General features: G+C 56.0%; 21 protein-coding genes. 8 read left to right on the forward strand and 13 right to left on the reverse strand.

From position 1 onward, the window contains the following. Nucleotides 1-99: 99 nt before the first annotated feature. Together ftsH and rlmE are read right to left on the reverse strand one after the other, a co-directional pair. Nucleotides 100-2,031 carry an ATP-dependent zinc metalloprotease FtsH gene (gene ftsH / locus ACL2XN_RS13550; RefSeq protein ID WP_410016518.1) on the reverse strand — a complete coding sequence of 644 codons (1,932 nt, stop codon included), beginning with the start codon at nt 2,029-2,031 and terminating at the stop codon, nt 100-102. Between the two features lie 55 nt (nt 2,032-2,086). Continuing rightward, nucleotides 2,087-2,716 carry a 23S rRNA (uridine(2552)-2'-O)-methyltransferase RlmE gene (rlmE, locus tag ACL2XN_RS13555; protein ID WP_413722091.1) on the reverse strand — a complete coding sequence of 210 codons (630 nt, stop codon included), beginning with the start codon at nt 2,714-2,716 and terminating at the stop codon, nt 2,087-2,089. 146 nt (nt 2,717-2,862) lie between these two features. On the opposite strand from rlmE, the gene yhbY reads away from it, so the two are divergent. Continuing rightward, nucleotides 2,863-3,156 (forward strand): ribosome assembly RNA-binding protein YhbY, encoded by a 294-nt coding sequence (yhbY, locus tag ACL2XN_RS13560; protein ID WP_162364080.1) that lies wholly within the window; start codon nt 2,863-2,865, stop codon nt 3,154-3,156. A gap of 107 nt (nt 3,157-3,263) precedes the next feature. On the opposite strand, the gene greA is transcribed toward yhbY, so the two are convergent. After that, complete coding sequence (gene greA / locus ACL2XN_RS13565; protein WP_410016519.1) at nt 3,264-3,740, reverse strand: transcription elongation factor GreA; 477 nt, start codon at nt 3,738-3,740, stop codon at nt 3,264-3,266. 256 nt (nt 3,741-3,996) lie between these two features. Here greA and dacB point away from each other — a divergent pair, with 256 nt between their 5' ends. Beyond that, nucleotides 3,997-5,430: a serine-type D-Ala-D-Ala carboxypeptidase gene (dacB, locus tag ACL2XN_RS13570; protein WP_413728890.1), complete on the forward strand. Its 1,434-nt coding sequence runs from the start codon at nt 3,997-3,999 to the stop codon at nt 5,428-5,430. A gap of 126 nt (nt 5,431-5,556) precedes the next feature. Here dacB and cgtA read toward each other — a convergent pair whose 3' ends face one another. The 4 genes from cgtA to rplU form a co-directional block, all read right to left on the reverse strand. Next, nucleotides 5,557-6,738 (reverse strand): Obg family GTPase CgtA, encoded by a 1,182-nt coding sequence (cgtA, locus tag ACL2XN_RS13575; protein ID WP_410016521.1) that lies wholly within the window; start codon nt 6,736-6,738, stop codon nt 5,557-5,559. 16 nt (nt 6,739-6,754) lie between these two features. Further along, entirely contained in the window at nt 6,755-7,738 is a 984-nt protein-coding gene (locus ACL2XN_RS13580) for a DMT family transporter (protein ID WP_413728891.1), read from the reverse strand. Between the two features lie 132 nt (nt 7,739-7,870). Then, complete coding sequence (gene rpmA, locus ACL2XN_RS13585; RefSeq protein WP_162364084.1) at nt 7,871-8,131, reverse strand: 50S ribosomal protein L27; 261 nt, start codon at nt 8,129-8,131, stop codon at nt 7,871-7,873. 15 nt (nt 8,132-8,146) lie between these two features. Continuing rightward, nucleotides 8,147-8,458: a 50S ribosomal protein L21 gene (gene rplU / locus ACL2XN_RS13590; RefSeq protein ID WP_162364085.1), complete on the reverse strand. Its 312-nt coding sequence runs from the start codon at nt 8,456-8,458 to the stop codon at nt 8,147-8,149. Between the two features lie 257 nt (nt 8,459-8,715). Here rplU and ispB point away from each other — a divergent pair, with 257 nt between their 5' ends. Next, a complete protein-coding gene (gene ispB / locus ACL2XN_RS13595) occupies nt 8,716-9,687 on the forward strand; it encodes an octaprenyl diphosphate synthase (RefSeq protein ID WP_410016523.1) in 972 nt (323 codons plus the stop codon). 54 nt (nt 9,688-9,741) lie between these two features. Here ispB and ACL2XN_RS13600 read toward each other — a convergent pair whose 3' ends face one another. After that, nucleotides 9,742-10,128: a DNA-binding protein gene (locus ACL2XN_RS13600; RefSeq protein ID WP_413728892.1), complete on the reverse strand. Its 387-nt coding sequence runs from the start codon at nt 10,126-10,128 to the stop codon at nt 9,742-9,744. Nucleotides 10,129-10,311: 183 nt separating this feature from the next. Here ACL2XN_RS13600 and ACL2XN_RS13605 point away from each other — a divergent pair, with 183 nt between their 5' ends. After that, nucleotides 10,312-10,575, forward strand: coding sequence for a helix-turn-helix domain-containing protein (locus tag ACL2XN_RS13605; protein ID WP_410016525.1), 264 nt, complete (start codon nt 10,312-10,314; stop codon nt 10,573-10,575). Nucleotides 10,576-10,623: 48 nt separating this feature from the next. Here the strand turns inward: ACL2XN_RS13605 and ACL2XN_RS13610 are convergent, their stop codons facing one another. Together ACL2XN_RS13610 and mdh are read right to left on the reverse strand one after the other, a co-directional pair. After that, nucleotides 10,624-11,007, reverse strand: a complete 384-nt coding sequence (locus tag ACL2XN_RS13610; RefSeq protein WP_410016526.1) for a DNA-binding protein — start codon at nt 11,005-11,007, stop codon at nt 10,624-10,626. A 507-nt stretch (nt 11,008-11,514) separates the two neighbouring features. Then, the gene (gene mdh / locus ACL2XN_RS13615; RefSeq protein ID WP_413722089.1) at nt 11,515-12,453 is read right to left on the reverse strand and encodes a malate dehydrogenase; all 939 of its coding nucleotides are present in this window, start codon (nt 12,451-12,453) and stop codon (nt 11,515-11,517) included. A 453-nt stretch (nt 12,454-12,906) separates the two neighbouring features. Here mdh and argR point away from each other — a divergent pair, with 453 nt between their 5' ends. Then, complete coding sequence (gene argR / locus ACL2XN_RS13620; protein ID WP_410016528.1) at nt 12,907-13,377, forward strand: transcriptional regulator ArgR; 471 nt, start codon at nt 12,907-12,909, stop codon at nt 13,375-13,377. Between the two features lie 445 nt (nt 13,378-13,822). Then, nucleotides 13,823-14,086, forward strand: a complete 264-nt coding sequence (yhcN, locus tag ACL2XN_RS13625; RefSeq protein ID WP_413722088.1) for a peroxide/acid stress response protein YhcN — start codon at nt 13,823-13,825, stop codon at nt 14,084-14,086. Nucleotides 14,087-14,360: 274 nt separating this feature from the next. Here yhcN and mpl read toward each other — a convergent pair whose 3' ends face one another. Then, nucleotides 14,361-15,734, reverse strand: coding sequence for a UDP-N-acetylmuramate:L-alanyl-gamma-D-glutamyl-meso-diaminopimelate ligase (gene mpl, locus ACL2XN_RS13630; protein ID WP_410016530.1), 1,374 nt, complete (start codon nt 15,732-15,734; stop codon nt 14,361-14,363). A 265-nt stretch (nt 15,735-15,999) separates the two neighbouring features. Between mpl and fbp the strand changes: the two genes are divergently transcribed. Continuing rightward, nucleotides 16,000-17,004, forward strand: a complete 1,005-nt coding sequence (gene fbp / locus ACL2XN_RS13635; RefSeq protein ID WP_410016531.1) for a class 1 fructose-bisphosphatase — start codon at nt 16,000-16,002, stop codon at nt 17,002-17,004. Between the two features lie 1,831 nt (nt 17,005-18,835). Here the strand turns inward: fbp and ACL2XN_RS13640 are convergent. Beyond that, entirely contained in the window at nt 18,836-20,440 is a 1,605-nt protein-coding gene (locus ACL2XN_RS13640) for a methyl-accepting chemotaxis protein (RefSeq protein ID WP_410016532.1), read from the reverse strand. 270 nt (nt 20,441-20,710) lie between these two features. Between ACL2XN_RS13640 and ppa the strand changes: the two genes are divergently transcribed. Further along, on the forward strand, nt 20,711-21,238 hold the full coding sequence (ppa, locus tag ACL2XN_RS13645) for an inorganic diphosphatase (protein WP_410016533.1): 528 nt from the start codon (nt 20,711-20,713) through the stop codon (nt 21,236-21,238). 69 nt (nt 21,239-21,307) lie between these two features. Here ppa and ACL2XN_RS13650 read toward each other — a convergent pair whose 3' ends face one another. Beyond that, nucleotides 21,308-21,655, reverse strand: a complete 348-nt coding sequence (locus ACL2XN_RS13650; protein ID WP_410016534.1) for a gamma-glutamylcyclotransferase — start codon at nt 21,653-21,655, stop codon at nt 21,308-21,310. Nucleotides 21,656-21,657 lie beyond the last annotated feature (2 nt).

Consider the following 21,657-nt stretch of genomic DNA (forward strand, 5'->3'; position numbering starts at 1 on the left):
GACCAGGGACGCGCGCCGGCCGGCCAGGCATAAAAAAGCCCCGGCTGCTGAGCCGGGGCTGTTGGAGGAGAGTACGGGCACCACGCTTTGTTTAGGCGCTTAGTTGTTGCCGAACTGCTCCGACATGGTGTTGCCAGTCGGGGTGTTGGGTTCATCCACCGGCGTCGGCGCTTTAGGCGTGCCGCCGTTGTCGGAGGAGTGATTGCTCGGCGAATCATCCCAGCCCGCGGGCGGACGCACTGCTTTACGGCCCATTAAATCGTCGATTTGCGGGGCGTCGATGGTTTCATATTTCATCAGGGCATCCTTCATCGAATGCAGGATATCCATATTTTCCATCAGCAGAGTGCGCGCCCGGGCATAGTTGCGTTCAATCAGGGATTTCACCTCCTGGTCGATAATACGCGCCGTCTCATCGGACATATGCTTGGCCTTAGCCACCGAGCGGCCCAGGAACACTTCGCCTTCTTCCTCGGCGTAAAGCAGCGGCCCCAGCTTTTCGGAGAAGCCCCACTGGGTCACCATATTGCGCGCAATGGACGTTGCCACCTTGATATCGTTGGACGCGCCGGTGGAAACCTTCTGCACGCCGTAAATGATTTCCTCGGCAAGACGGCCGCCGTACAGCGTGGAGATCTGGCTTTCCAGCTTCTGGCGGCTGGCGCTGATGGCGTCGCCTTCCGGCAGGAAGAACGTCACGCCCAGCGCGCGGCCGCGCGGAATAATCGTCACCTTATGCACCGGATCGTGCTCGGGCACCAGGCGACCGATAATGGCGTGGCCCGCCTCGTGGTAGGCGGTGGATTCCTTTTGCGCTTCGGTCATCACCATGGAGCGGCGTTCGGCGCCCATCATGATTTTGTCCTTGGCCTTTTCAAATTCCACCATCGAGACCACGCGTTTGCTGCCGCGGGCGGCAAACAACGCGGCTTCATTGACCAGGTTGGCCAAATCGGCGCCCGAGAAACCGGGGGTGCCGCGGGCAATGACCGACGGGTCCATATCAGTGGACAACGGTACCCGGCGCATATGGACTTTCAGAATCTGCTCACGGCCGCGCACATCCGGCAGGCCGACGACCACCTGGCGGTCAAAACGGCCGGGACGCAGCAACGCCGGGTCCAGCACGTCGGGACGGTTGGTCGCCGCGATAACGATGATGCCTTCATTGCCTTCGAAGCCATCCATTTCCACCAACATTTGGTTCAGGGTCTGTTCGCGTTCGTCATGACCGCCGCCCAGGCCCGCGCCACGCTGGCGCCCCACCGCATCGATTTCATCGATAAAGATGATGCATGGCGCGGCTTTTTTTGCCTGTTCAAACATGTCGCGCACACGCGACGCGCCGACGCCGACAAACATTTCCACGAAATCCGAGCCGGAAATGGTGAAGAACGGAACTTTGGCTTCACCGGCAATGGCCTTGGCCAGCAGGGTTTTACCGGTCCCGGGCGGCCCGACCATCAGCACGCCTTTAGGGATTTTCCCGCCCAGCTTCTGAAAGCGGCTCGGTTCACGCAGGTAATCGACCAGTTCGCTGACTTCTTCTTTTGCTTCGTCGCAGCCCGCAACGTCGGCAAAGGTGGTTTTGATCTGATCTTCAGTCAGCATCCGGGCCTTGCTCTTGCCGAAGGACATCGCCCCCTTGCCGCCGCCGCCCTGCATTTGACGCATAAAAAAGATCCAGACGCCTATCAGCAACAGCATCGGGAACCAGGAAATAAAGATCGAGGCCAGCAGGCTTGGTTCTTCCGGCGGCTCACCGACGACTTTAACGTTCCGGGTCAGCAGAATATCCAACAACTTGGGATCATTGACCGGGATAAACGTGGTATAGCGGTTACTGTCTTTCTTGGTAACGTTAATTTCACGTCCGTTAATTCGCGCTTCCCGAATCTGATCCTGATTTAATTCAGACATAAAGGTAGAGTAATCCACCTTACGGCTATTGGACTCGCTGGGCCCGAAGCTCTGAAATACAGACATCAGCACTACTGCGATGACCAACCAGAGAATCAGGTTTTTCGCCATGTCACTCAAGGGATTAACCTCATATTACAACGGTGTTAACAATTAGCGTAGGGTACTATAATTTGCGCCCTGTCGCCACAATGTACACTTCCCGCGATCGTGCGCGCGAAGCGTCTGGCTTACGAATCTTTACCTTCGTAAATAGGGAGCGAATTTCCCGCAGGTATTCATCAAAACCTTCTCCCTGAAAGACTTTAACCAGAAAACTGCCGCCAGGTGCCAGTACATCCCGGCACATCTCCAAGGCCAATTCGACTAAATACATGGCCTTGGGAATATCAACGGCCGGCGTGCCACTCATATTAGGGGCCATATCGCTCATGACCACCTGTACTTTGCTTTCGCCTACCCTATCAAGCAAGGCCTGCAGCACCAGCGGGTCGCGAAAGTCGCCTTGCAGGAAATCGACGCCCACGATGGGATCCATGGGGAGAATATCACAGGCGATGATACGCCCTTTCTTGCCAATTTGCGTGGCGACATACTGCGACCAGCCGCCGGGCGCGGCGCCGAGATCCACGACAGCCATATCCGGTTTGAACAGTTTGTCGCCCTGCTGTATTTCTTCAAGTTTAAACCAGGCACGCGAACGCAGTCCTTTTTTTTGTGCCTCGAGAACATATTTATCGCTAAAGTGTTCCTGTAGCCATCGACTGGAGCTTCCAGAACGCTTTTTGGTGGTCATCGTGTTTTCCAACTATCCTGAAAGAGTGCATTTGTGATGGGATGCGGGCACTCGTGCGCCAGATACAATCACGACCGATTTGGTGATAACCATGAGATGGCGGTAGAATGTACCGTTTTCAATCCCAACGTAAGCAAAAAAGACAAATGAATCTTAATAATAAGCAAAAACAGCACCTGAAAAGCCTGGCTCATCCGCTAAAACCGGTCGTCATGCTGGGCAATAACGGCCTGACCGAAGGCGTGCTGGCAGAAATTGAACAGGCTCTTGAACATCATGAGCTTATCAAAGTGAAAATTGCCGCGGAAGAACGCGAGACCAAAACGCTTATCGCGGATGCCATCGTGCGTGAAACCGGCGCCGTTAACGTGCAGGCCATCGGCGGCGTCCTGGTTCTGTACCGGCCGGGTAAAGACCATAAAATCACTTTACCGCGCTGAATACACCTTTTCTGCTGAAAAGGTGCCATGTTCCCCGATAGAGGAAAAGGCCGCTTACGGCCTTTTTCCTTTCTTTACAAATCATCTCATTCCGCTTTTTCAGCGTATTAAAGATATTCTATCTGCAAAATCTCATATTCCACATCGCCGCCGGGTGTCCGGATCAGGGCGATATCGCCGACTTCCTTGCCGACCAGACCCCGCGCCATGGGGGAATTGATGGAAATAAGATTTTGTTTAAAATCGGCCTCGTCGTCGCCAACGATGCGATAGGTCTGCTCGTCTTCGTTTTCCAGGTTCTGGATAGTGACCGTAGCGCCAAAAATCACCCGGCCGCCGGCCGACATCTTGGTGACATCGATAATCTGCGCGTTGGACAGCTTCGCTTCGATTTCCTGGATACGGCCTTCGCAGAACCCTTGCTGATCGCGCGCGGCATGGTATTCCGCGTTTTCCTTCAGATCGCCGTGCGCGCGAGCCTCGGCGATGGCCTTGATAATTTCCGGGCGGCGGACGCTTTTCAAAAACTCGAGCTCTTCCCGCAGCTTATCGGCACCACGCAAAGTCATCGGAATTGGTGTCATGGCAATACCTCTAAATGAATACATCCTGCTAAAATAGTCGCCGTCCTGACGGTACTGAATGTTGTCACGGCGTAGCCGTTTGCGCTACCACCTAAGCGAAAAGCAAAAAAAACCGCACCTGGCGCAACGAGCCTGGTCAGTCTTGGTTTGCATTTTGATACGTATTTTAACCCAGAGTTCCCGATGGGTCATCGTTTACTTTAACCCTGTTTGCACCGTAGTATGGCACCACGTTACTTTGCCGTTGCACAATATTATGCGTTTTGTAGGAATACTCACAGGATTGACCGGCGTTATTATGCTGTCCGCGCACGGCGCGCCGGTGGAAAATTATACGGAACTGTTACCCGACGGCGCCAACCTGGCATTGATTGCACAAAAAATCGGCGCCCCCACGCCGGCCATTGATTATCACAGCCAGCAGATGGCCCTGCCGGCCAGTACCCAGAAAGTGATCACCGCGCTGGCGGCATTGTTGCAACTGGGGCCGGCCTATCGTTTCAGCACCACCCTGGAAAGCGACGGCACGGTCGGCAACGGCGTGCTGCGCGGCAACCTGATCGCCCGTTTTAGCGGCGATCCGACCCTGGGGCGCCAGCAGTTGCGCAATATGGTCGCCGAACTGCGCAAGCAGGGCATCCGCCAGGTTTCGGGCAATCTGCTCATCGACACCTCCGCCTTCGCCAGCCACGATAAAGCCCCGGGATGGCCGTGGAATGACTTGACCCAATGCTTCAGCGCGCCGCCGGGCGCGGCCATCGTCGATCGCAACTGCTTCTCCGTTTCGCTCTACAGCGCGCCCAAGGCCGGCGATAATGCGTTTATCCGCGTGGCCTCGTATTACCCGGTGCAGATGTACAGCCAGGTACGCACCCTGGCGAAAGGGTCCCCCGAGGCACAATATTGCGAGCTGGACGTGGTGCCGGGCGAGCTGAACCGCTTTACCCTGACCGGCTGCCTGCCCCAGCGCGCCGAACCCCTGCCGCTGGCGTTTGCCATCCAGGATGGCGCAAGCTATGCGGGAGCCATCCTGAAAAGCGAGCTGAAAGAAGCGGGTATCGAGGTGGCGGGCACCCTGCTGCGTCAAACCGTTCCCGGCGCGCCGGGCAAGATACTGGCGCAGACGTATTCCGCGCCCCTGCATGATTTGCTGCGGGTGATGCTGAAGAAATCCGATAACATGATTGCCGATACGGTATTTCGCACCATCGGCCGCGAGCGTTTCAAGGTGCCCGGCACCTGGCGCGCCGGTTCGGACGCGGTACGGCAAATCCTGCGCCAGCAGGCCGGCATCGATCTGGGCAATACCATTATCGTCGACGGTTCCGGCTTATCGCGCCACGATCTGATTTCACCGGCCACCATGATGCAGGTGCTGCAATATATCGGCCAGCATGACCAAACCCTGGATTTCATCTCCATGCTGCCGCTGGCGGGATATGACGGCACGCTGATGTATCGCGCCGGGCTGCACGAGGCGGGCGTGGACGGTAAAGTCTCGGCCAAAACCGGCTCGTTGCAGGGGGTTTATAACCTGGCGGGCTTTATCACCACCGTCAGCGGCCAGCGCATGGCTTTTGTGCAGTATCTCTCGGGATACGCGGTGCCGCCCGAGGATCAAAAGGCCAGGCGCATTCCCCTGGTACGTTTCGAAAGCCGGTTATATAAAGATATCTATCAAAACAACTGATTGGCGCCCCCCTCGTCCATAAAAAAACGCCCCCCGCAAACAGCGGTAGGGGCGTTGTAGCGGCGGTGAGGCCGCCCGGGCGCGTATTAATGCAACCCGTGCAGGATCGCGGCAAATCCAGAACCGTCAGCGGTGATAGATAAATTCCACGCCTTCTTCATCATCTTCGTCCCAATCGTCATCGTCCAGATCGTCCTCTTCAGCGACGATCTCGGTTTTTTCCAGCTGTTCGCGGTGATAGTCATCCCACATAAACTCAACCTTGACCGGGGCGGCGGCCTCTTCAGCCGGCAGATCGTGGGGATGGCTGTTAATGAAGGCCATCACGTCCCAGCACAGCGCTTTAACGCCCTGCTGGCTGGCGGCGGAAATAATATAAAACTGTTCCTGCCAGCCGAGCGCCGCGGCTATGGCCTTGGCCCGGCGATCCGCTTCTTCGGGGTCGAGCAGGTCGATCTTATTAAATACCAGCCAGCGCGGCTTGGCGGCCAGCTTTTCACTGTAGCGCTCAAGCTCCTTGACGATGATCCGGGCGTTTTCGATGGGATCCGATTCATCGATGGGGGCGAGATCGATCAGGTGCAGCAGCACCCGGCAGCGCTCAAGGTGTTTCAGGAAACGAATGCCCAGGCCGGCGCCTTCGGACGCGCCCTCAATCAGGCCGGGGATATCGGCGACCACAAAGCTCTGCTCATTATCCATGCGCACCACGCCAAGGCTCGGCACCAGGGTGGTGAAGGGATAGTCGGCCACCTTGGGTTTGGCGGCGGACACCGCGCGGATAAACGTTGATTTGCCGGCATTGGGCAGCCCGAGCATGCCGACATCGGCCAGCAGCAGCAGTTCGAGCTGCAGTTCGCGGTTTTCGCCCTTGGTGCCGTCGGTTTTCTGGCGCGGGGCGCGGTTAATGGAAGATTTAAAGCGCGCGTTGCCCAAGCCGTGGAAACCGCCTTTCGCCACCATGACGCGTTGCTCATGGCGGGTCATGTCGGCCATGGTTTCACCGGTGCCCTGGTCGAGGATACGGGTGCCCACCGGGACTTTGATGGTAATGTCCTTGCCGCGTTTGCCGGTGCAGTCCCGGCTTTGGCCGTTTTGACCGCGTTCAGCGCGGAAGGATTTCTCGAAGCGATAATCGATCAGGGTGTTCAGGTTCCGGTCCGCCAGCAGATAGACATCGCCGCCGTCCCCGCCGTCGCCGCCGTCAGGACCGCCGTTAGGAATATATTTTTCCCGCCGGAAACTGACGCAACCGTTGCCGCCGTCGCCCGCGACCACCACGATGGCGGCCTCATCTACAAACTTCATGGAAACTCTCCGTAATTCATTTGCCGGGCGGCTTAATGGGCAGCACCGGTCCTGTGTTGGCCCGCACGGGCAGGAGCCGATGGCCCGCCGCAGAAAACATCGCACCCGCCACCACGACAAACGCGCCCAGATAACCGACAATATTCAGCGCCGGAGCAGCGAAATAATCCGGCCAGGCCAGTGACAGCAAATCCGAAAAAAGTAAGGTGAACAGGGGCGTCAGCGTGACGATAGCGCTGACCTGCGCCGCCTGCCAGCGCGCCATGGCTTCCGCCAGCGCGCCGTAACCAACCAATGTATTGGCACCGCAAAATACCAGGCAGGCAACCTGCCACAAGCTTAGGTGCATCACCGCCGCGGGCTTGGCCACGACGGATAAGGCTATTGTACACAAAACATACAGTAAAAACAGGATCTGTTGCGAGGCCAGCCGGCGCAGCAGAACCTTTTGCGCCACGCCGTAACAGACCCAGACCGTCGCCGCGCAAACCCCCAGGATCACCCCCAGGGTGTAGTCGGTCAGCCGGGTAAAGATCTCCAGCAGGCTGGTATTAAAAAACATCACCAGGCCGCTTATCAGCATCAACGCCCCGATAATCTGGGTGCCGCGCATGCGTTCCTTAAGGATCAGCACGCTGGCGAACATCATGCCCACCGGCGAAAGCTGGCCGATGACCTGCGACGCGGTCGGGCTAAGGTATTGCAGCGACGAACTGAAGAAAATAAAGTTGCCCAGCAAGCCCGCGGTGGCGATAACCAGCATCATCAGCCAGCGCCAGCGCAAAAACAGCGTTAATGACGGCAGTTGGCGACGCGGCGCCAGGATGACGGCCAGACCGATACCCGCCATGATGAAACGGTACCAGACCACGGTATACGGCTCCATGTCGGTGAGCACCTGTTTCATGGCGATGGGCAACGCCCCCCAGCACATTGCGGTGGTGAGCGCCAGCATGATGCCCACCCCTGCCTGCTGTCCCGCCTGCTGATTTGTCTTCATGAGTGTTTAACGCGAAACGTGGCCGGAAAGAAAAGTAAAAAGCCCCGCAAGAATTGCGGGGCTTTGCTCTGTTATCGGGACGTGTTGCCTGGGCCGGGCTATCGGAGCCGCGGCCAGCAAAAAACGGAAAATTTATTCAGCTGCTACGATGCTGACAAACTTGCGGTTTTTCGGTCCTTTAACTTCGAACTGGATTTTACCAGTAGCCAAAGCAAACAGAGTGTGGTCTTTACCGCAACCAACGTTGGTGCCGGGGTGGAATTTAGTTCCACGCTGGCGAACGATGATGCTGCCTGCTAAAACAGCTTCGCCGCCGAAGCGTTTGACGCCCAGGCGTTTACTTTCTGAGTCGCGACCGTTACGAGTCGAGCCGCCAGCCTTTTTGTGTGCCATGAGTGTGCTCCCCTGTTAGGCGCCGATACCGGTAATTTTCACGTCAGTGAACCACTGACGATGGCCTTGTTGCTTACGATAGTGCTTACGGCGACGAAATTTAACAATCGTCACTTTATCGCCACGACCATGGGCAACTACTTCAGCTTGAATCTTTCCGCCATTGACGAAAGGAACGCCGATCTGAATGTCATCACCGTTGGCAATCATCATCACCTGGTCGAATTCAACGGTTTCACCCGTTGCGATGTCCAGCTTTTCAAGGCGAACAGTCTGACCTTCGCTGACCCGGTGTTGTTTACCACCACTTTGGAAAACCGCGTACATAAAAAACTCCGCTTTCCGCGCACTCAACTTAGATTCGTCCACAGTGCGCTATAAATATTCACAATAGGGCGCGAATTCTACGCAAAAAAGCGCCCTATGACAAGTGCAGAATACATACAGGAGACGAAAAAAGCGCAGTTTCTTCACCGGCATTTATCTCTGGCATTTTTCAAGTACAATCAGTAACACAGTTTCTACCATCTGGCCCCATGAGCAGCGTTACTATCTAACGGTTAAAATAAAGCCTAAAGACAATAATGAACCTTGATCAAATTACAGAACTTACCGCACATGATATGGCGGACGTCAACGCGATTATCCTCGAGCAGTTGAACTCCGAAGTCGCGCTTATCAATCAGCTTGGCCACTACATCATCAGCGGCGGGGGCAAGCGCATCCGCCCGATGATAGCCGTGCTGGCGGCCAGGGCCTTGCATTACGACGGCAAAAAGCATGTGACCGTGGCGGCGCTGATTGAATTTATCCATACCGCCACCTTATTGCATGACGACGTGGTTGACGAATCCGATATGCGCCGGGGCAAGGCCACGGCCAACGCGGCGTTCGGCAATGCCGCCAGCGTCCTGGTGGGGGATTTTATCTACACGCGCGCCTTCCAGATGATGACCGGCCTGGAATCGCTGCGGGTCCTGGCGCTGATGTCGGAGGCGGTTAACGTCATTGCCGAAGGCGAAGTATTACAGTTAATGAACTGCAACGATCCCGATATCAGCATCGAGAGCTACATGCGGGTGATTTACAGCAAGACGGCCCGCCTGTTCGAGGCGGCGGCGCAATCTTCCGCCATTTTGGCCGGCGCCACCCCCGAGCAGGAAAACGCCCTGCGGGATTACGGCCGTTACCTGGGCACCGCCTTCCAGCTAATCGATGATCTGCTGGATTACGGCGCCGACGGCAAGACCCTGGGCAAAAACACCGGCGACGACCTGAATGAAGGCAAGCCCACCCTGCCGCTGCTGCATGCCATGCGCCACGGGGACGCGCGGCAGGCGGCGATGATCCGCGAGGCCATTATCCAGGGCAACGGCCGCCACCTGCTCGACGCGGTACTGGAAACCATGCATCAGTGCGGTTCCCTCGAGTACACCCGGCAGCGTGCGGAAGCGGAAGCGGATAACGCCATCACCTGCCTCGCCTGCCTGGAGCCGACCCCTTTTCGCCAGGCGCTGGAAAGCCTGGCGCACCTGGCGGTGCAACGGCAATTTTAGGAAACCGGCGGCCGATAGCGGGAAACCCGCCGGCAAATCCGTTCCCGGTGATTATCAGCGCTTGGGCGTCATGCCCAGGCGCGTCAGAAACCCCGTAATCCCCTCGCGCAACACCAGGCTGATGACCTCATCCCGTTCCTCCGGTTGAAATTGCTGATATATAGCCATCCAGGCCCCGAGAGGGTCTTTTTCCGGCGCCTTGCGCGCGGGATTGATCTGGTATTCGGCAACGGGCGTTTCCTGCATTTGCCGGCTGGTGAGCTCTTGTTGCACTTCGGCTGGTAAACTCTCAATGGCGAATTCCAGGCCTTTTCCCTGCACGCCCACAACCGGACGGCGGATCCAGTTTTCCCGCCGTGCCCGCGCGGTAATGCCTTGCCGGGTACCCGGAAGCTTGGCTACACCAATGAGTTCACAGGTCTTAAACCAGGCTTTTTTCATATCTATTGCATTCCAAAAAGGGACGTCCATAGCAAAATTTGACATCATTGAGAAAATGGTGGAAAAACTTTAGGAAAAAATGTGCTATAAATTTTCCGGTGGCATAGTGAAATCAACTACGGGTTACTTACTTATGCTAATTAGTGCATTTACCTACCCTCAGTGAGCAGCAAGGGATTGAATATGTGTGAAAGGATAAAAGATTGGCACTCCGCCGATATCATTGCAGCGTTACGTAAACGCGGCACCACGCTTGCGGCCGTCTCTCGGGATGCAGGCTTGAGTTCGTCAACCCTGGCGAACGCCATGACCCGCCCATGGCCGAAAGGCGAATGGCTTATAGGGAATGCCTTGGGCATACACCCACTGGAAATCTGGCCCAGCCGTTACATTGATCCAAAGACGAATCAGTTGGTTGACAGAAAAAGCCTGATACGCTCCCGCTGACAGTAAACCAGGCCGCAATACGCCCCCGGGCGCGCCGGTCTTACCCTCCTACTCCCGATCGAGTCCCGCCAGGGATTCATCGGGATAATCCAGGCGTTTTAACAGGTTTAAAACGCCCTCCCTTAAAATAAACGACACCACGAAGTCGCGTTCCGCGCAGGAGAGCTGTCGGTGAATTTCCAGCCAGGTGGAAGAAGGTTCCTGCTGCGAGACCTTATATTCAGCAGTACCGGAACGGAGCGACAGCGTTTTTTTTACCGTGTCGGGCAGGCTTTGCCATGCATATTCCACAGCCTTGCCGCGTGCCCCTTCGCGTCGCCTTTTATGCCAGCCTTCTTCGCGCGCCCGCCGGTTCAGCCCTTGGCGCGTTTTAGGCAACCCACCGACGCCTATCAGTTCATGCGTGGCTATCCATTCCTTTTTTAGTGCCATCGTTTCCCTCCTTGTCTGGTAATAACTCTCGTTATCTCCATTCCGCAATACCTGTAAAACCCTTTTAACGCAGCGGTCTTACCCAGGCACGGTTCCGTTATAGGTTCGCTTTTGCAGTTTAGCCATTACGGCTTGCCGTTACGTCAATTACAACACAAAAAAAGCAGTAAGCGCTACAACGGATGTAAAAATGAGATCGTGGTTGGTTTTTATCCCATAAACTGAAAATAAACACTATTTATCAATAGAATAATTAAGTAAGGTAATTAACCTAGCGGCAGGTAAAACGCGTTTTTAATTGCAGAAATCGCCGATAAGACATGCTGGTAAATGATGAAAAACATGTCCACATAAGCTGGGGTAAAATACGTTTAACCTGATGAAGAAGGGACCAAATGAAGGGGAAAGGGTCGGAGGCCGGCAGATGACCGGCGCGTCCCACCGCCGGCACGTGCGATGGCGATCGCTAACAGCCGCGGCCCAGGGTTCCGGGTCGCGGCGTACAGGCTACTGATTAATGAATTTTTCGCCCAGTTCGATATCTTTCTTCAGCACATCCTTCATCTGTTCCAGCGCCTGCTGTTCGAACGCGCTCAAGGTACCGATGGATTGACGTTCTTCCAGCCCTTGTCTGCCCAACAACAGCGGTTGGGCAAAGAAACGGGTAAATTCGCCGTCCCCTTCAACGTACGCGCATTCCACCACGCCGGCTTCACCCTGCATGGCGCGCACCAACGACAAGCCGAACCGCGCCGCCGCCTGGCCCATTGATAACGTGGCCGAACCGCCGCCGGCTTTCGCTTCCACGACCTCGGTGCCGGCATTCTGGATACGGCGGGTGAGATCGGCGATTTCCTGCTCGCTGAAGCTCACGCCTTTCACCTGTGACAATAAAGGCAGGATAGTGACGCCGGAATGGCCGCCAATCACACGCACTTCCACGTCCTCGGGCCGCAAGCCTTTCAGCTCGGCGACAAAAGTATTGGAACGGATGATATCCAGGGTAGTGACGCCGAAAAGCTTGCGTTTGTCATACACCCCGGCTTTCTTCAGCGCTTCAGCGGCAATCGCCACGGTGGTATTGACGGGATTGGTGATAATGCCGATTAACGCCGTGGGACAGGCTTTCGCCACCTGGTTGATCAGGTTGCGTACAATGCCCGCATTGACGTTAAACAGATCGGCGCGATCCATGCCGGGCTTACGCGCCACGCCGGCGGAAATAAGAACGATGTCCGCCCCTGCCAAGGCGGGGGTTGCGTCCTCGCCGCTAAAGCCCTTAATCTTGACCGCGGTGGGAATATGGCTGAGATCGACCGCCACGCCGGGCGTTACGGGGGCGATGTCATAAAGAGAGAGTTCTGAACCTGGAGGGAGCTGGGTTTTGAGCAACAGGGCAAGGGCCTGGCCTATGCCACCCGCTGCGCCGAGAACTGCGACTTTCATTCTAATCTCCTTATTATTATAGGAAAAATTAAATGCCGTCAAATCATCTGGTTATGATCATAGAGACATAAACGGGTAAAAACAAATCAGCGATCGCAAATTTGAGAATTGACGCATTAACTTCCCTTTTTTATCCCTATTAGCCGCCCGAATTCCCATGCCGGATGACCTCACCGGATAATGCCTGTCGCCGCCGTTCAATACCCGTGGTTAGCGTCCACACTACACCGACAGCAATGGTTAAAACAACATCAAATTAATAACATTCTCTTTACTTTTAACGGCCATGAAATATGGGAGCCCGGTCATGGTCGGTTTGAATAGATATTGCTAAGCTGATTGTTTTGCCGACTTAATTTGGCCATCCTGGCGGTGGCTGCGCATTGTTATTGCATAAAAATGCAAATTTATGCATAATTCGTCGGACAATACTGGCTACTGGTTTGGGAAAATATGCGCAACCACTTTAAACAAGAAGAACTGGTGAAAGCTTTTAAGGCCTTGCTTAAGGAAGAGAAATTCAGCTCCCAAGGTGAAATCGTTTTTGCATTGCAAGAACAGGGATTTGAAAATATTAACCAGTCCAAGGTATCAAGGATGCTGACTAAATTCGGCGCGGTAAGGACCCGCAACGCGAAGATGGAAATGGTCTATTGCCTGCCGGCGGAGCTGGGCGTGCCCACCACCAGCAGTCCGCTGAAAAACCTGGTGCTGGATGTCGATCACAACGACGCGGTTATCGTTATCCATACCAGTCCCGGCGCCGCCCAGCTTATCGCGCGGCTGCTGGATTCCCTGGGTAAATCCGAAGGCATCCTGGGCACCATAGCCGGGGACGATACGATCTTTACCACCCCCGCCAAGGGTTTTAGCGTAAAGCAGCTTTACGAAGCCATCCTTATTCTGTTTGAACAGGAACTCTAAGCCGACGATCGGGCGCGTTATAACGCCAGCGCCTAACATTCGTGCTTTTCATCGCTTTTATGCCGCTGCAAAAGCGTAATCACGCCACAAATGATGCTGCCTTTGTGGCCCTAAGCCCCGCTAATATTCTCTCTATGGTTTCACCGCGGTGGTTTCCACCGCCGGAAGCCGGCCAGACAGCACGTTTGGCTAAAAACCGCTATCTGATTGAAATTACAATTATTTAACATGAATTGTATATTATTCAACCACTTTTAATAGCTTTTTCTTATATCATGCGAAAGTACAAAAATAAAGTTTCATAATAAATTATGAGCAAACTACTAATACCTGCCGTTACTAGTGTATACTTTGTTTCGTGATGAACATCACGTTTTCATCCTGTTGTCAGCAATAAAGAACAGCATGAAGAACGTCAGTCAAAAGAATAGTAGAGGTATAAAACATGAAAATTAAAACCGCAGTATCACTGATGACCGTAATGTCAGCCTTATCTTTCGGCGCCTTCGCCGCAGAATCAATCTCGCAGGATCAGGCCAGCGGCTTGCATTCGTTCGGCACCGTAAGCGTAGGCGGGATCGCGGGCGCGCCTTCCGACATCCATCAGGCGCTGAATCAAGCTGCTCAAGCCAAAGGCGCAACGGCATACCACATCACGGAAGCCCGTGAAAATGATACCTGGCACGCCACGGCCGAGTTGTATAAATAAGCGCATGGATGGAGGGCACCGGCAGCGACTTGCCGCCGCGCCCTGGGCTGAATTGCTGAAAGCCGGCGGGTTCGTCAAGGCTTGAAAAAATAATCAATAACGCAGTGCAGAAAGAGTTTACTCCAGAAGTCAAAGCGGTTATGCCGTCGTCGCCCTCAGTTATTCCTGTGTCCAGTAATAACCCAAGACGCGGACAGCCGATTCCCTCTCGTCGTCCTATCCGGCGAACCTTTTCCCCCGCTTGCGGGGGTTTTTTTTGGCTTGCGCACGGCGCCTACACCGCCAGGCCGGCTTTCAGGTTTAACTGCGCCAGCAGTTTTTCATGAATGCCGCCGAAGCCGCCGTTGCTCATCACCAGAATGTAATCGCCCGGTTGCGACGTCTTGACAATCATTTCCACCAGCGTATCGACATCGGCGCTCCAATGCGCCGGCTGTACGCACGCCTCCGCCACCTCGCTCACCTGCCAGGGAATATGCTGGGGCTGGAATAAAAATACCTCGTCGGCGCGGCCCAGCGAAGGCGCCAGCTCATTTTTATTCAAGCCCATTTTCATGGTGTTGGAGCGCGGTTCCAGCACCGCCAGAATACGCGCGGTACCGCCAACTTTACTGCGCAACGCGGCTAGGGTCGCCAGGATTGCAGTGGGATGGTGAGCGAAATCATCATAGAGTTTCACGCCGTTGGCAGTCCCTTTAAGCTCAAGACGACGGCGGGCATTGATAAAGGATCCCAACGCCCGGCAGGCATCGGCCGGCTGCACCCCCACGTGGCGGGCGGCGGCAATCGCCATCAGGCCATTATGCATATTGTGCTCGCCCACCAGATCCCACTGCACGTCGCCCATCAGCTCGCCTTGCAGGAAGACCTGGAACCGGCTGGCGTCCGCCGCGCTTTTTTTCGCCCGCCAGCTGCCTTCCTCACCGACATATTCCTGCTCGCTCCAGCAGCCCATCGCCATCACCTGCTTCAGATGCGGGTCGTTATCGGGCAGGATGATTTTCCCTTTGCCGGGCACCAGCCTGACCAGATGGTGGAACTGTTTTTGGATGGCTTTCAGATCGTCAAAAATATCCGCATGATCGAACTCAAGGTTATTAAGAATCAGGGTGCGCGGGCAATAATGGACAAATTTGGAACGCTTATCAAAAAACGCACAATCGTATTCATCCGCTTCCACCACGAAAAACGCGCCGTCTCCTAAACGTGCGGAAACGGTAAAATTCCCCGGCACGCCGCCTATCACGAACCCCGGCTGATAGCCGCACTCCTCCAGGATCCAGGTTACCATGCCGGCGGTGGTGGTTTTGCCATGGGTGCCGGCCACCGCTATCACCCAACGCTGCTGCAGCACGCGATCGTGCAGCCACTGCGGGCCGGACATGTAAGGAATACCCCGCTCCAGTACCGCTTCCACACAGGGATTGCCGCGGCTCATCGCATTACCGATAATGACCAGTTCCGGCTCGGGCGTCAGCTGCGCCGGATCGTAACCTTTGATCAGCACAATGCCCTGATCCTGCAGCAGCGTGCTCATCGGGGGATAGACGTTATCATCGGACCCGGTCACTTCATGCCCCAACGCGCGCGCCAGCATCGCCAGCCCACCCATAAATGTGCCGCAGATCCCGAGAATGTGTATGCGCATAATTTTTCCATTTTTTAACACGAACTGCGGCTCATTCTACCGCTGCGGCCGACTGATATAAACGGATTTGATGATGTACTCGCATTCGTTTAAGCTAAACTGCATTACATACGTAAGCGGCAAATCGATGAGTGTTAGCTCTGTCAGGTTAACCGGACTGTTACTCGGTCAGTGAAATCGGTCAGTGAAATTGGTCAGTGAAAATCGATTGTACCGCTTTTCATCCTTAGCAACATGGTCATTCTTTGGATCCAGGGAAAGTGATATGAAAACGTTAGGCGAATTTATCGTAGAGAAACAGCACGAATTTCCACATGCCACCGGTGAACTTACCGCGTTACTCTCCGCGATAAAATTAGGGGCGAAGATCATTCACCGCGATATTAATACAGCGGGTTTGGTGGATATCCTCGGCACCAGCGGCGTATCCAATATCCAGGGCGAAGTGCAGATGAAACTCGACCTGTTTGCCAATGAAAAATTAAAAGCGGCGCTGAAGGCGCGCGGACAGGTAGCGGGCATTGCTTCCGAAGAAGAAGACGAAATCGTTATTTTTGACGGCGAGCGCTCCACCAGCGGCAAATATGTCGTGCTGATGGACCCGCTGGACGGCTCATCCAATATCGATGTCAACGTCTCGGTAGGCACGATATTTTCCATCTACCGCCGGGTCACGCCGGTGGGCACGCCGGTGACGCTCGAGGATTTCCTCCAGCCCGGCAGCAAGCAGGTCGCAGCGGGTTACGTGGTATACGGCTCGTCCACCATGCTGGTTTATACCACCGGCTGCGGGGTCCACGCTTTTACCTACGATCCTTCCATCGGCGTATTTTGCCTCTCCCACGAAAGCGTACGCTTCCCGGCCACCGGCAATATGTATTCCATTAACGAAGGCAACTACATCAAGTTCCCCAACGGCGTTAAAAAATACATCAAATACTGCCAGGAGATGGACGAGGCCACTCACCGCCCCTACACTTCCCGCTACATCGGCTCGCTGGTATCCGACTTCCACCGCAATTTGCTCAAGGGCGGCATCTACCTTTATCCCAGCACCGCCACGCATCCGCAGGGCAAACTGCGCCTGCTGTATGAATGCAACCCGGTCGCGTTCCTGGCCGAACAGGCCGGCGGCAAGGCCAGCGACGGCAAAAACCGCATCCTGGATATCGTGCCGCAACAGCTCCACCAGCGTTCGCCGTTCTTTGTCGGCACCGAATCCATGGTCAACGACGCTGAGCGCTTTATGCGCGATTTCCCCGACGAATAATAACCACGCCTCGCGGCACGGCAGGCCCGCTAACGCTGAACTCAACGCAGACGTGTTAAAGGGAGAGCGTGCCGATGGAGTCGAATCGGGCGTGGTGTTCCCGCCCGACCGAGGCCCCATGGCGCGGTAGGCCCGCCAACACTCATCTCAAAACAGACGTGTTCAAGGGAGACCGTGCCGATGGGGTCGAATCGGGCGTGGTGTTCCCGCCCGACCGAGGCCCCATGGCGCGGTAGGCCCGCCAACACTCATCTCAAAACAGACGTGTTCAAGGGAGAGCGTGCCAATGGGGTCGAATCGGGCGTGGTGTTCCCGTCCGACCGAGGCCCCATGGCGCGGTAGGCCCGCCAACACTCATCTCAAAGCAGACGTGTTCAAGGGAGACCGTGCCAATGGGGTCGAATCGGGCGTGGTGTTCCCTCCCGACCGAGCGCCCCATGGTGCGCTAGGCCCGCCAACGCCGAACTTAAAGCAGACGTGTTCAAGGGAGAGCGTGCCAATGGGGTCGAATCGGGCGTGCTTTTCCCGCCCGACCGAGCGCCCCATGGCGCGCTAGGCCCGCCAACACTCATCTCAAAGCAGACGTGTTCAAGGGAGAGCGCGCCCATTAGGGCTGCTGCGTATACAGCACGCCGTAACAGAGATAGACGAACCTTTTCGCCTGCATTTGCCTGCATTTAAATGGAAAGCGGCCAGCTTTGGCTGGGATTTCGCTGGCGCTTGCGGGGGGCTTATGTTGCCGCAGTGCGGGTTTCGCTTGCCGTGCGTTCGGTGGTTATATGGCGTGCCCGGTGCCGGCAAGCGACAAAGAGGCCGTACCGCGACGGCCTCCTTGACCTCCGCGCGCCCGGCAGGTCGCGCGTCGCTGCGCGATGCCTTCCGCCGCCCATGCCCCCGTTATGCACCGGCCCGGTTAGCGCTCCCGGCGCCACCGGGCCTTTCGCCGCTCCCGGCGGCTCATGCCGGGGGCACAGGCGCCGTCAGCGCGTTTTATGCCGGTCCACATGTCGCTGTTCGTACTGCATGTTATGAAGCGATAGCGGCGCTGTTGCTTAGGATAAGGTCAGGCGTCGGCATAGGATTAACTATTATGGGATGCAACGAGTAGGGAATACAGCTGGCGCAGCGAAAAACCGGTTATTCAGACATGCCCTTACCCGTTATCGTTATGCAGTCGAACAGTAAAACATTCATCTTTCAGCGTTAAATTTTAGCAGTAAAAAATACGCTTTCAGCCATCAGCCACTAAAAAAATGAATACTGATAGTTTTCCCGGTAAGCGCATACCGCTAAGAACCCCAAAACGCCGATTTGCTCACAGGCGATGGTGTTGACGTGATGCCGGCATAGAGTGCGCCGGCGGCGCGCATCGCGGCTGGATGAGCCGCCGGGAGCGGCGAAAGCCCGGATTGCGCTGGGAGCGCATATCGGGCGGTCCAAAAAGCCGGGATGCAGCGCTGCCGGGAACCGCGCAGCGGCGCACGATCTGCCGGCCGCGCGGAGGTCAAGGAGGCCGTCGCGGTACGGCCTCTTTGTCGCTTGCCGGCACCCGGCACTGCATATAACCACCGAACGCACGAACGCACGGCAAGCGAAACCTGCACCGCGGCATCATAAACCTTACCGCAACGACATAACCCTCACCGCGGCATCATAAACCTTACCGCAACGACATAACCCTCGCCGCAAGCTACACCCCCCCGCCGTGACGACATCCATATTCACGGGTGCCCAATATGATGGCCGGACCATATCAGCCCGCCAACGCCGAACTCAACACAGATATGTCCAAGGGAGCACGCGCCAACGCCAGATCAGCGGTACTACACCTTCAGGCCGCCGCCTCCACGTCACTCACTTCTTCCGCCACTGCCGCCACCTCCTCAAGCTGAAACACCGCCATACTCTTCGCCAACTGCTGCGACTGCGCCTGCAGCGAACGCGTCGCCGCGCTTGATTCCTCCACCAACGAGGCGTTCTGCTGCGCCACCGCGTCCATCTGCGACACCGCCAGGCTAATCTGTTCAATGCCGCGGCTCTGCTCATCGGTGGCATTGGAAATCTCACGCATCAGCTTGGTCACCCGCATCACTTCCTCGGAAATTTCATCCATGGTCTCGCCGGCGGTATGGGCCATCTCCGACCCCTCGTTAACCCGCCCCTGCGACTCTTGGATCAACCCCTTGATCTCCTTCGCCGCCTCCGCGCTGCGATGGGCCAGGTTACGCACCTCCCCGGCCACCACCGCAAATCCCCTGCCCTGCTCGCCGGCGCGCGCCGCTTCCACCGCCGCGTTCAGCGCCAGGATATTGGTCTGGAACGCAATACCGTCAATCACGCCCAGGATATCGGCGATACGACGCGAACTCGCGGTAATCGCCTGCATCTTTTCAATCACGTAACAGACCACCTCGCTCCCCTTGTCGGCGGTATCGGACACTGCCCTGGCCAGCTCATGGGCCTGACGGGCATGCTCGGCATTCAGTTTCACCGTCTGGGTCAGCTGCTCCATACTCGCCGCCGTCTGTTCAAGCGCCGCGGCGGAGGCTTCTGTCCGCTGGGAAAGATGGGTATTGCCCTGGGCCAATTCCCGCGTGCCGGTATCGATTTGGCCGCCCGCCACACGCACCTCGCTCACGGTGCCGGCCAGCGCATCCTGCATCAACGACAGCGCATTGTTCAGACGCGCCAGCTCGGTGGCTTTACTGGCGCTCACCGGATAATACAGCGAGCCGGCGGCAATATGTTCCAGATGGACAATGGCGCCATCCAGCGGACGCAGGATAAATCTGCGCACCGCCAGCCAGGCTATCACCGACAACACCAGGGCCAGCACACAGGCGACAATCGTCAGCATCAACTGGATACGGGCGGCATCGGCGGCGTCACGCTGGATCTGCTGCCCGGTCTGCAGCGCATAGTGCTGAAAAGTGTCCAGCGCCTTATCCATCTCCAGGCTGAGCGGAGTAAGCTGCGTCTCCAGCACCTGATAATACCCGTCCGGATTCGCATTATTCAGGGCGACCATGACGGGCTTAACGCCCTGTTCATTATAACGCTGATACACCAGGTTCAGCTGCTGGGCGCGCCTGGCGCCCTCGGCGGTCACCGAACCGGTCGCCAGAAACGCCGCCATATCTTGGTCGGCCAGCTTGGCCAACGCCTTGACATTGGCCGTCGATGCCTGGGCTTCGTTGATAAGGCCGGTCTCATACTGCCTTACCGCCAGTGACGCCTCTGTGCGCGCCCTGAGCGAAGCGTTATAGCTGCGGGATAACAGGCCCAACTCCTCGCCCTGAACCTGGTTAATGGCTTGCAGGGAACGTGAACTTTGCTGAATGGTACGAATGCCGATACCCCCGACAATAAATAAAATAATGGTCATCACGATCAGCCAGGTCAGTAATCCAACCTTGACGCTCATGGTTTTCAACATAGCTCCGCCCCTGCATTTTCAGATGTTGATGAATACAAATCACCCGGCAGAGGCTGTACACTCCGCCCTGCATCGGTTATCGGTGGCACCGGCGAAGACTTTATCGATTCAGCGGGGATCAATCCGTTATATATCCGTTATGTGAGTCACCTCACAGGCCGGATTGGGTCGGTTAATTCGCCGCAGGCAAGTATTCGGCGGTGAACTACCGCATTTTTTGGTTATAATAGGCGCTAGGCCATTATTATTGGAAAGGTTAAGGAAACTGACATGAGCTTGAATCTGGTACCGGCAGGAAAAGATCTTCCCGAGGATATTTACGTCGTGATTGAAATCCCGGCCAACGCTTCCCCGATCAAATACGAAGTTGATAAAGCAACCGGTGCGCTGTTTGTCGATCGTTTCATGTCCACCGCGATGTTTTACCCTTGCAACTACGGTTACATCAACCATACCCTCTCGCTCGACGGGGATCCGGTCGATGTATTGGTGCCGACGCCGTACCCGCTGCAACCCGGTTCCGTTATTCGCTGCCGCCCGGTAGGCGTGCTCAAGATGACCGACGAAGCCGGCGAAGACGCCAAGCTGGTGGCGGTGCCGCACACCAAAATGACGAAAGAGTACGACAATGTGAAAGACGTGGAAGACTTGTCTCCGCTGCTGCGGGCGCAAATCACCCATTTCTTCGAACATTATAAAGATCTGGAAGCAGGCAAATGGGTGAAAGTGTCGGGCTGGGAAAACGCCGAAGCCGCTAAAGCGGAAATTATCGCCTCCTTCGAACGCGCTAAGAAATAAGTTACGCCTGTCCCTGTCCAGGAAATGCGCAAAGCCTGGTTTGCGCATTTCCTTGCCATCACTCAGGGTTCAGGATTCTTCGGCGCGTTTTACCCAGTCCCCACTCAACAACCGCCGCAATCCCTCCACCGGCCGCTGGTAGACATACATCCAGGCGCCGCCGTAAGGCGTCGCGATCAGGGCCCGTTTATACTCGCCGCTTTTGGTGCGCAGGGCATCCAACTCGGCCAACGTCGAGGAATCAATGCGATATACCTCACAATATACCGTTCCCGTGCCGGGGACGACCGCCGGATAATGACCGAGATCGTATAATTCAAAGCCGGAGATCACGTGATCGCCTAACCACTGGCCGTTCGTCATCCAATGACTGTTGCCCTGATTGCGTCGCAGACTACCGTAGACAATTATTCGCATTG

The sequence above is a fragment of the Sodalis sp. RH22 genome, from assembly GCF_047324165.1.
GTDB lineage: Bacteria > Pseudomonadota > Gammaproteobacteria > Enterobacterales > Enterobacteriaceae > Acerihabitans.

Excerpts from the sequence above, each read along its gene's own strand:
- ftsH (WP_410016518.1), bottom strand. The coding sequence starts at position 2,031 with ATGGCGAAAAACCTGATTCTCTGGTTGGTCATCGCAGTAGTGCTGATG.
- rlmE (WP_413722091.1), bottom strand. The coding sequence starts at position 2,716 with ATGACCACCAAAAAGCGTTCTGGAAGCTCCAGTCGATGGCTACAGGAA.
- yhbY (WP_162364080.1), top strand. The coding sequence starts at position 2,863 with ATGAATCTTAATAATAAGCAAAAACAGCACCTGAAAAGCCTGGCTCAT.
- greA (WP_410016519.1), bottom strand. The coding sequence starts at position 3,740 with ATGACACCAATTCCGATGACTTTGCGTGGTGCCGATAAGCTGCGGGAA.
- dacB (WP_413728890.1), top strand. The coding sequence starts at position 3,997 with ATGCGTTTTGTAGGAATACTCACAGGATTGACCGGCGTTATTATGCTG.
- cgtA (WP_410016521.1), bottom strand. The coding sequence starts at position 6,738 with ATGAAGTTTGTAGATGAGGCCGCCATCGTGGTGGTCGCGGGCGACGGC.
- ACL2XN_RS13580 (WP_413728891.1), bottom strand. The coding sequence starts at position 7,738 with ATGAAGACAAATCAGCAGGCGGGACAGCAGGCAGGGGTGGGCATCATG.
- rpmA (WP_162364084.1), bottom strand. The coding sequence starts at position 8,131 with ATGGCACACAAAAAGGCTGGCGGCTCGACTCGTAACGGTCGCGACTCA.
- rplU (WP_162364085.1), bottom strand. The coding sequence starts at position 8,458 with ATGTACGCGGTTTTCCAAAGTGGTGGTAAACAACACCGGGTCAGCGAA.
- ispB (WP_410016523.1), top strand. The coding sequence starts at position 8,716 with ATGAACCTTGATCAAATTACAGAACTTACCGCACATGATATGGCGGAC.
- ACL2XN_RS13600 (WP_413728892.1), bottom strand. The coding sequence starts at position 10,128 with ATGAAAAAAGCCTGGTTTAAGACCTGTGAACTCATTGGTGTAGCCAAG.
- ACL2XN_RS13605 (WP_410016525.1), top strand. The coding sequence starts at position 10,312 with ATGTGTGAAAGGATAAAAGATTGGCACTCCGCCGATATCATTGCAGCG.
- ACL2XN_RS13610 (WP_410016526.1), bottom strand. The coding sequence starts at position 11,007 with ATGGCACTAAAAAAGGAATGGATAGCCACGCATGAACTGATAGGCGTC.
- mdh (WP_413722089.1), bottom strand. The coding sequence starts at position 12,453 with ATGAAAGTCGCAGTTCTCGGCGCAGCGGGTGGCATAGGCCAGGCCCTT.
- argR (WP_410016528.1), top strand. The coding sequence starts at position 12,907 with ATGCGCAACCACTTTAAACAAGAAGAACTGGTGAAAGCTTTTAAGGCC.
- yhcN (WP_413722088.1), top strand. The coding sequence starts at position 13,823 with ATGAAAATTAAAACCGCAGTATCACTGATGACCGTAATGTCAGCCTTA.
- mpl (WP_410016530.1), bottom strand. The coding sequence starts at position 15,734 with ATGCGCATACACATTCTCGGGATCTGCGGCACATTTATGGGTGGGCTG.
- fbp (WP_410016531.1), top strand. The coding sequence starts at position 16,000 with ATGAAAACGTTAGGCGAATTTATCGTAGAGAAACAGCACGAATTTCCA.
- ACL2XN_RS13640 (WP_410016532.1), bottom strand. The coding sequence starts at position 20,440 with ATGTTGAAAACCATGAGCGTCAAGGTTGGATTACTGACCTGGCTGATC.
- ppa (WP_410016533.1), top strand. The coding sequence starts at position 20,711 with ATGAGCTTGAATCTGGTACCGGCAGGAAAAGATCTTCCCGAGGATATT.
- ACL2XN_RS13650 (WP_410016534.1), bottom strand. The coding sequence starts at position 21,655 with ATGCGAATAATTGTCTACGGTAGTCTGCGACGCAATCAGGGCAACAGT.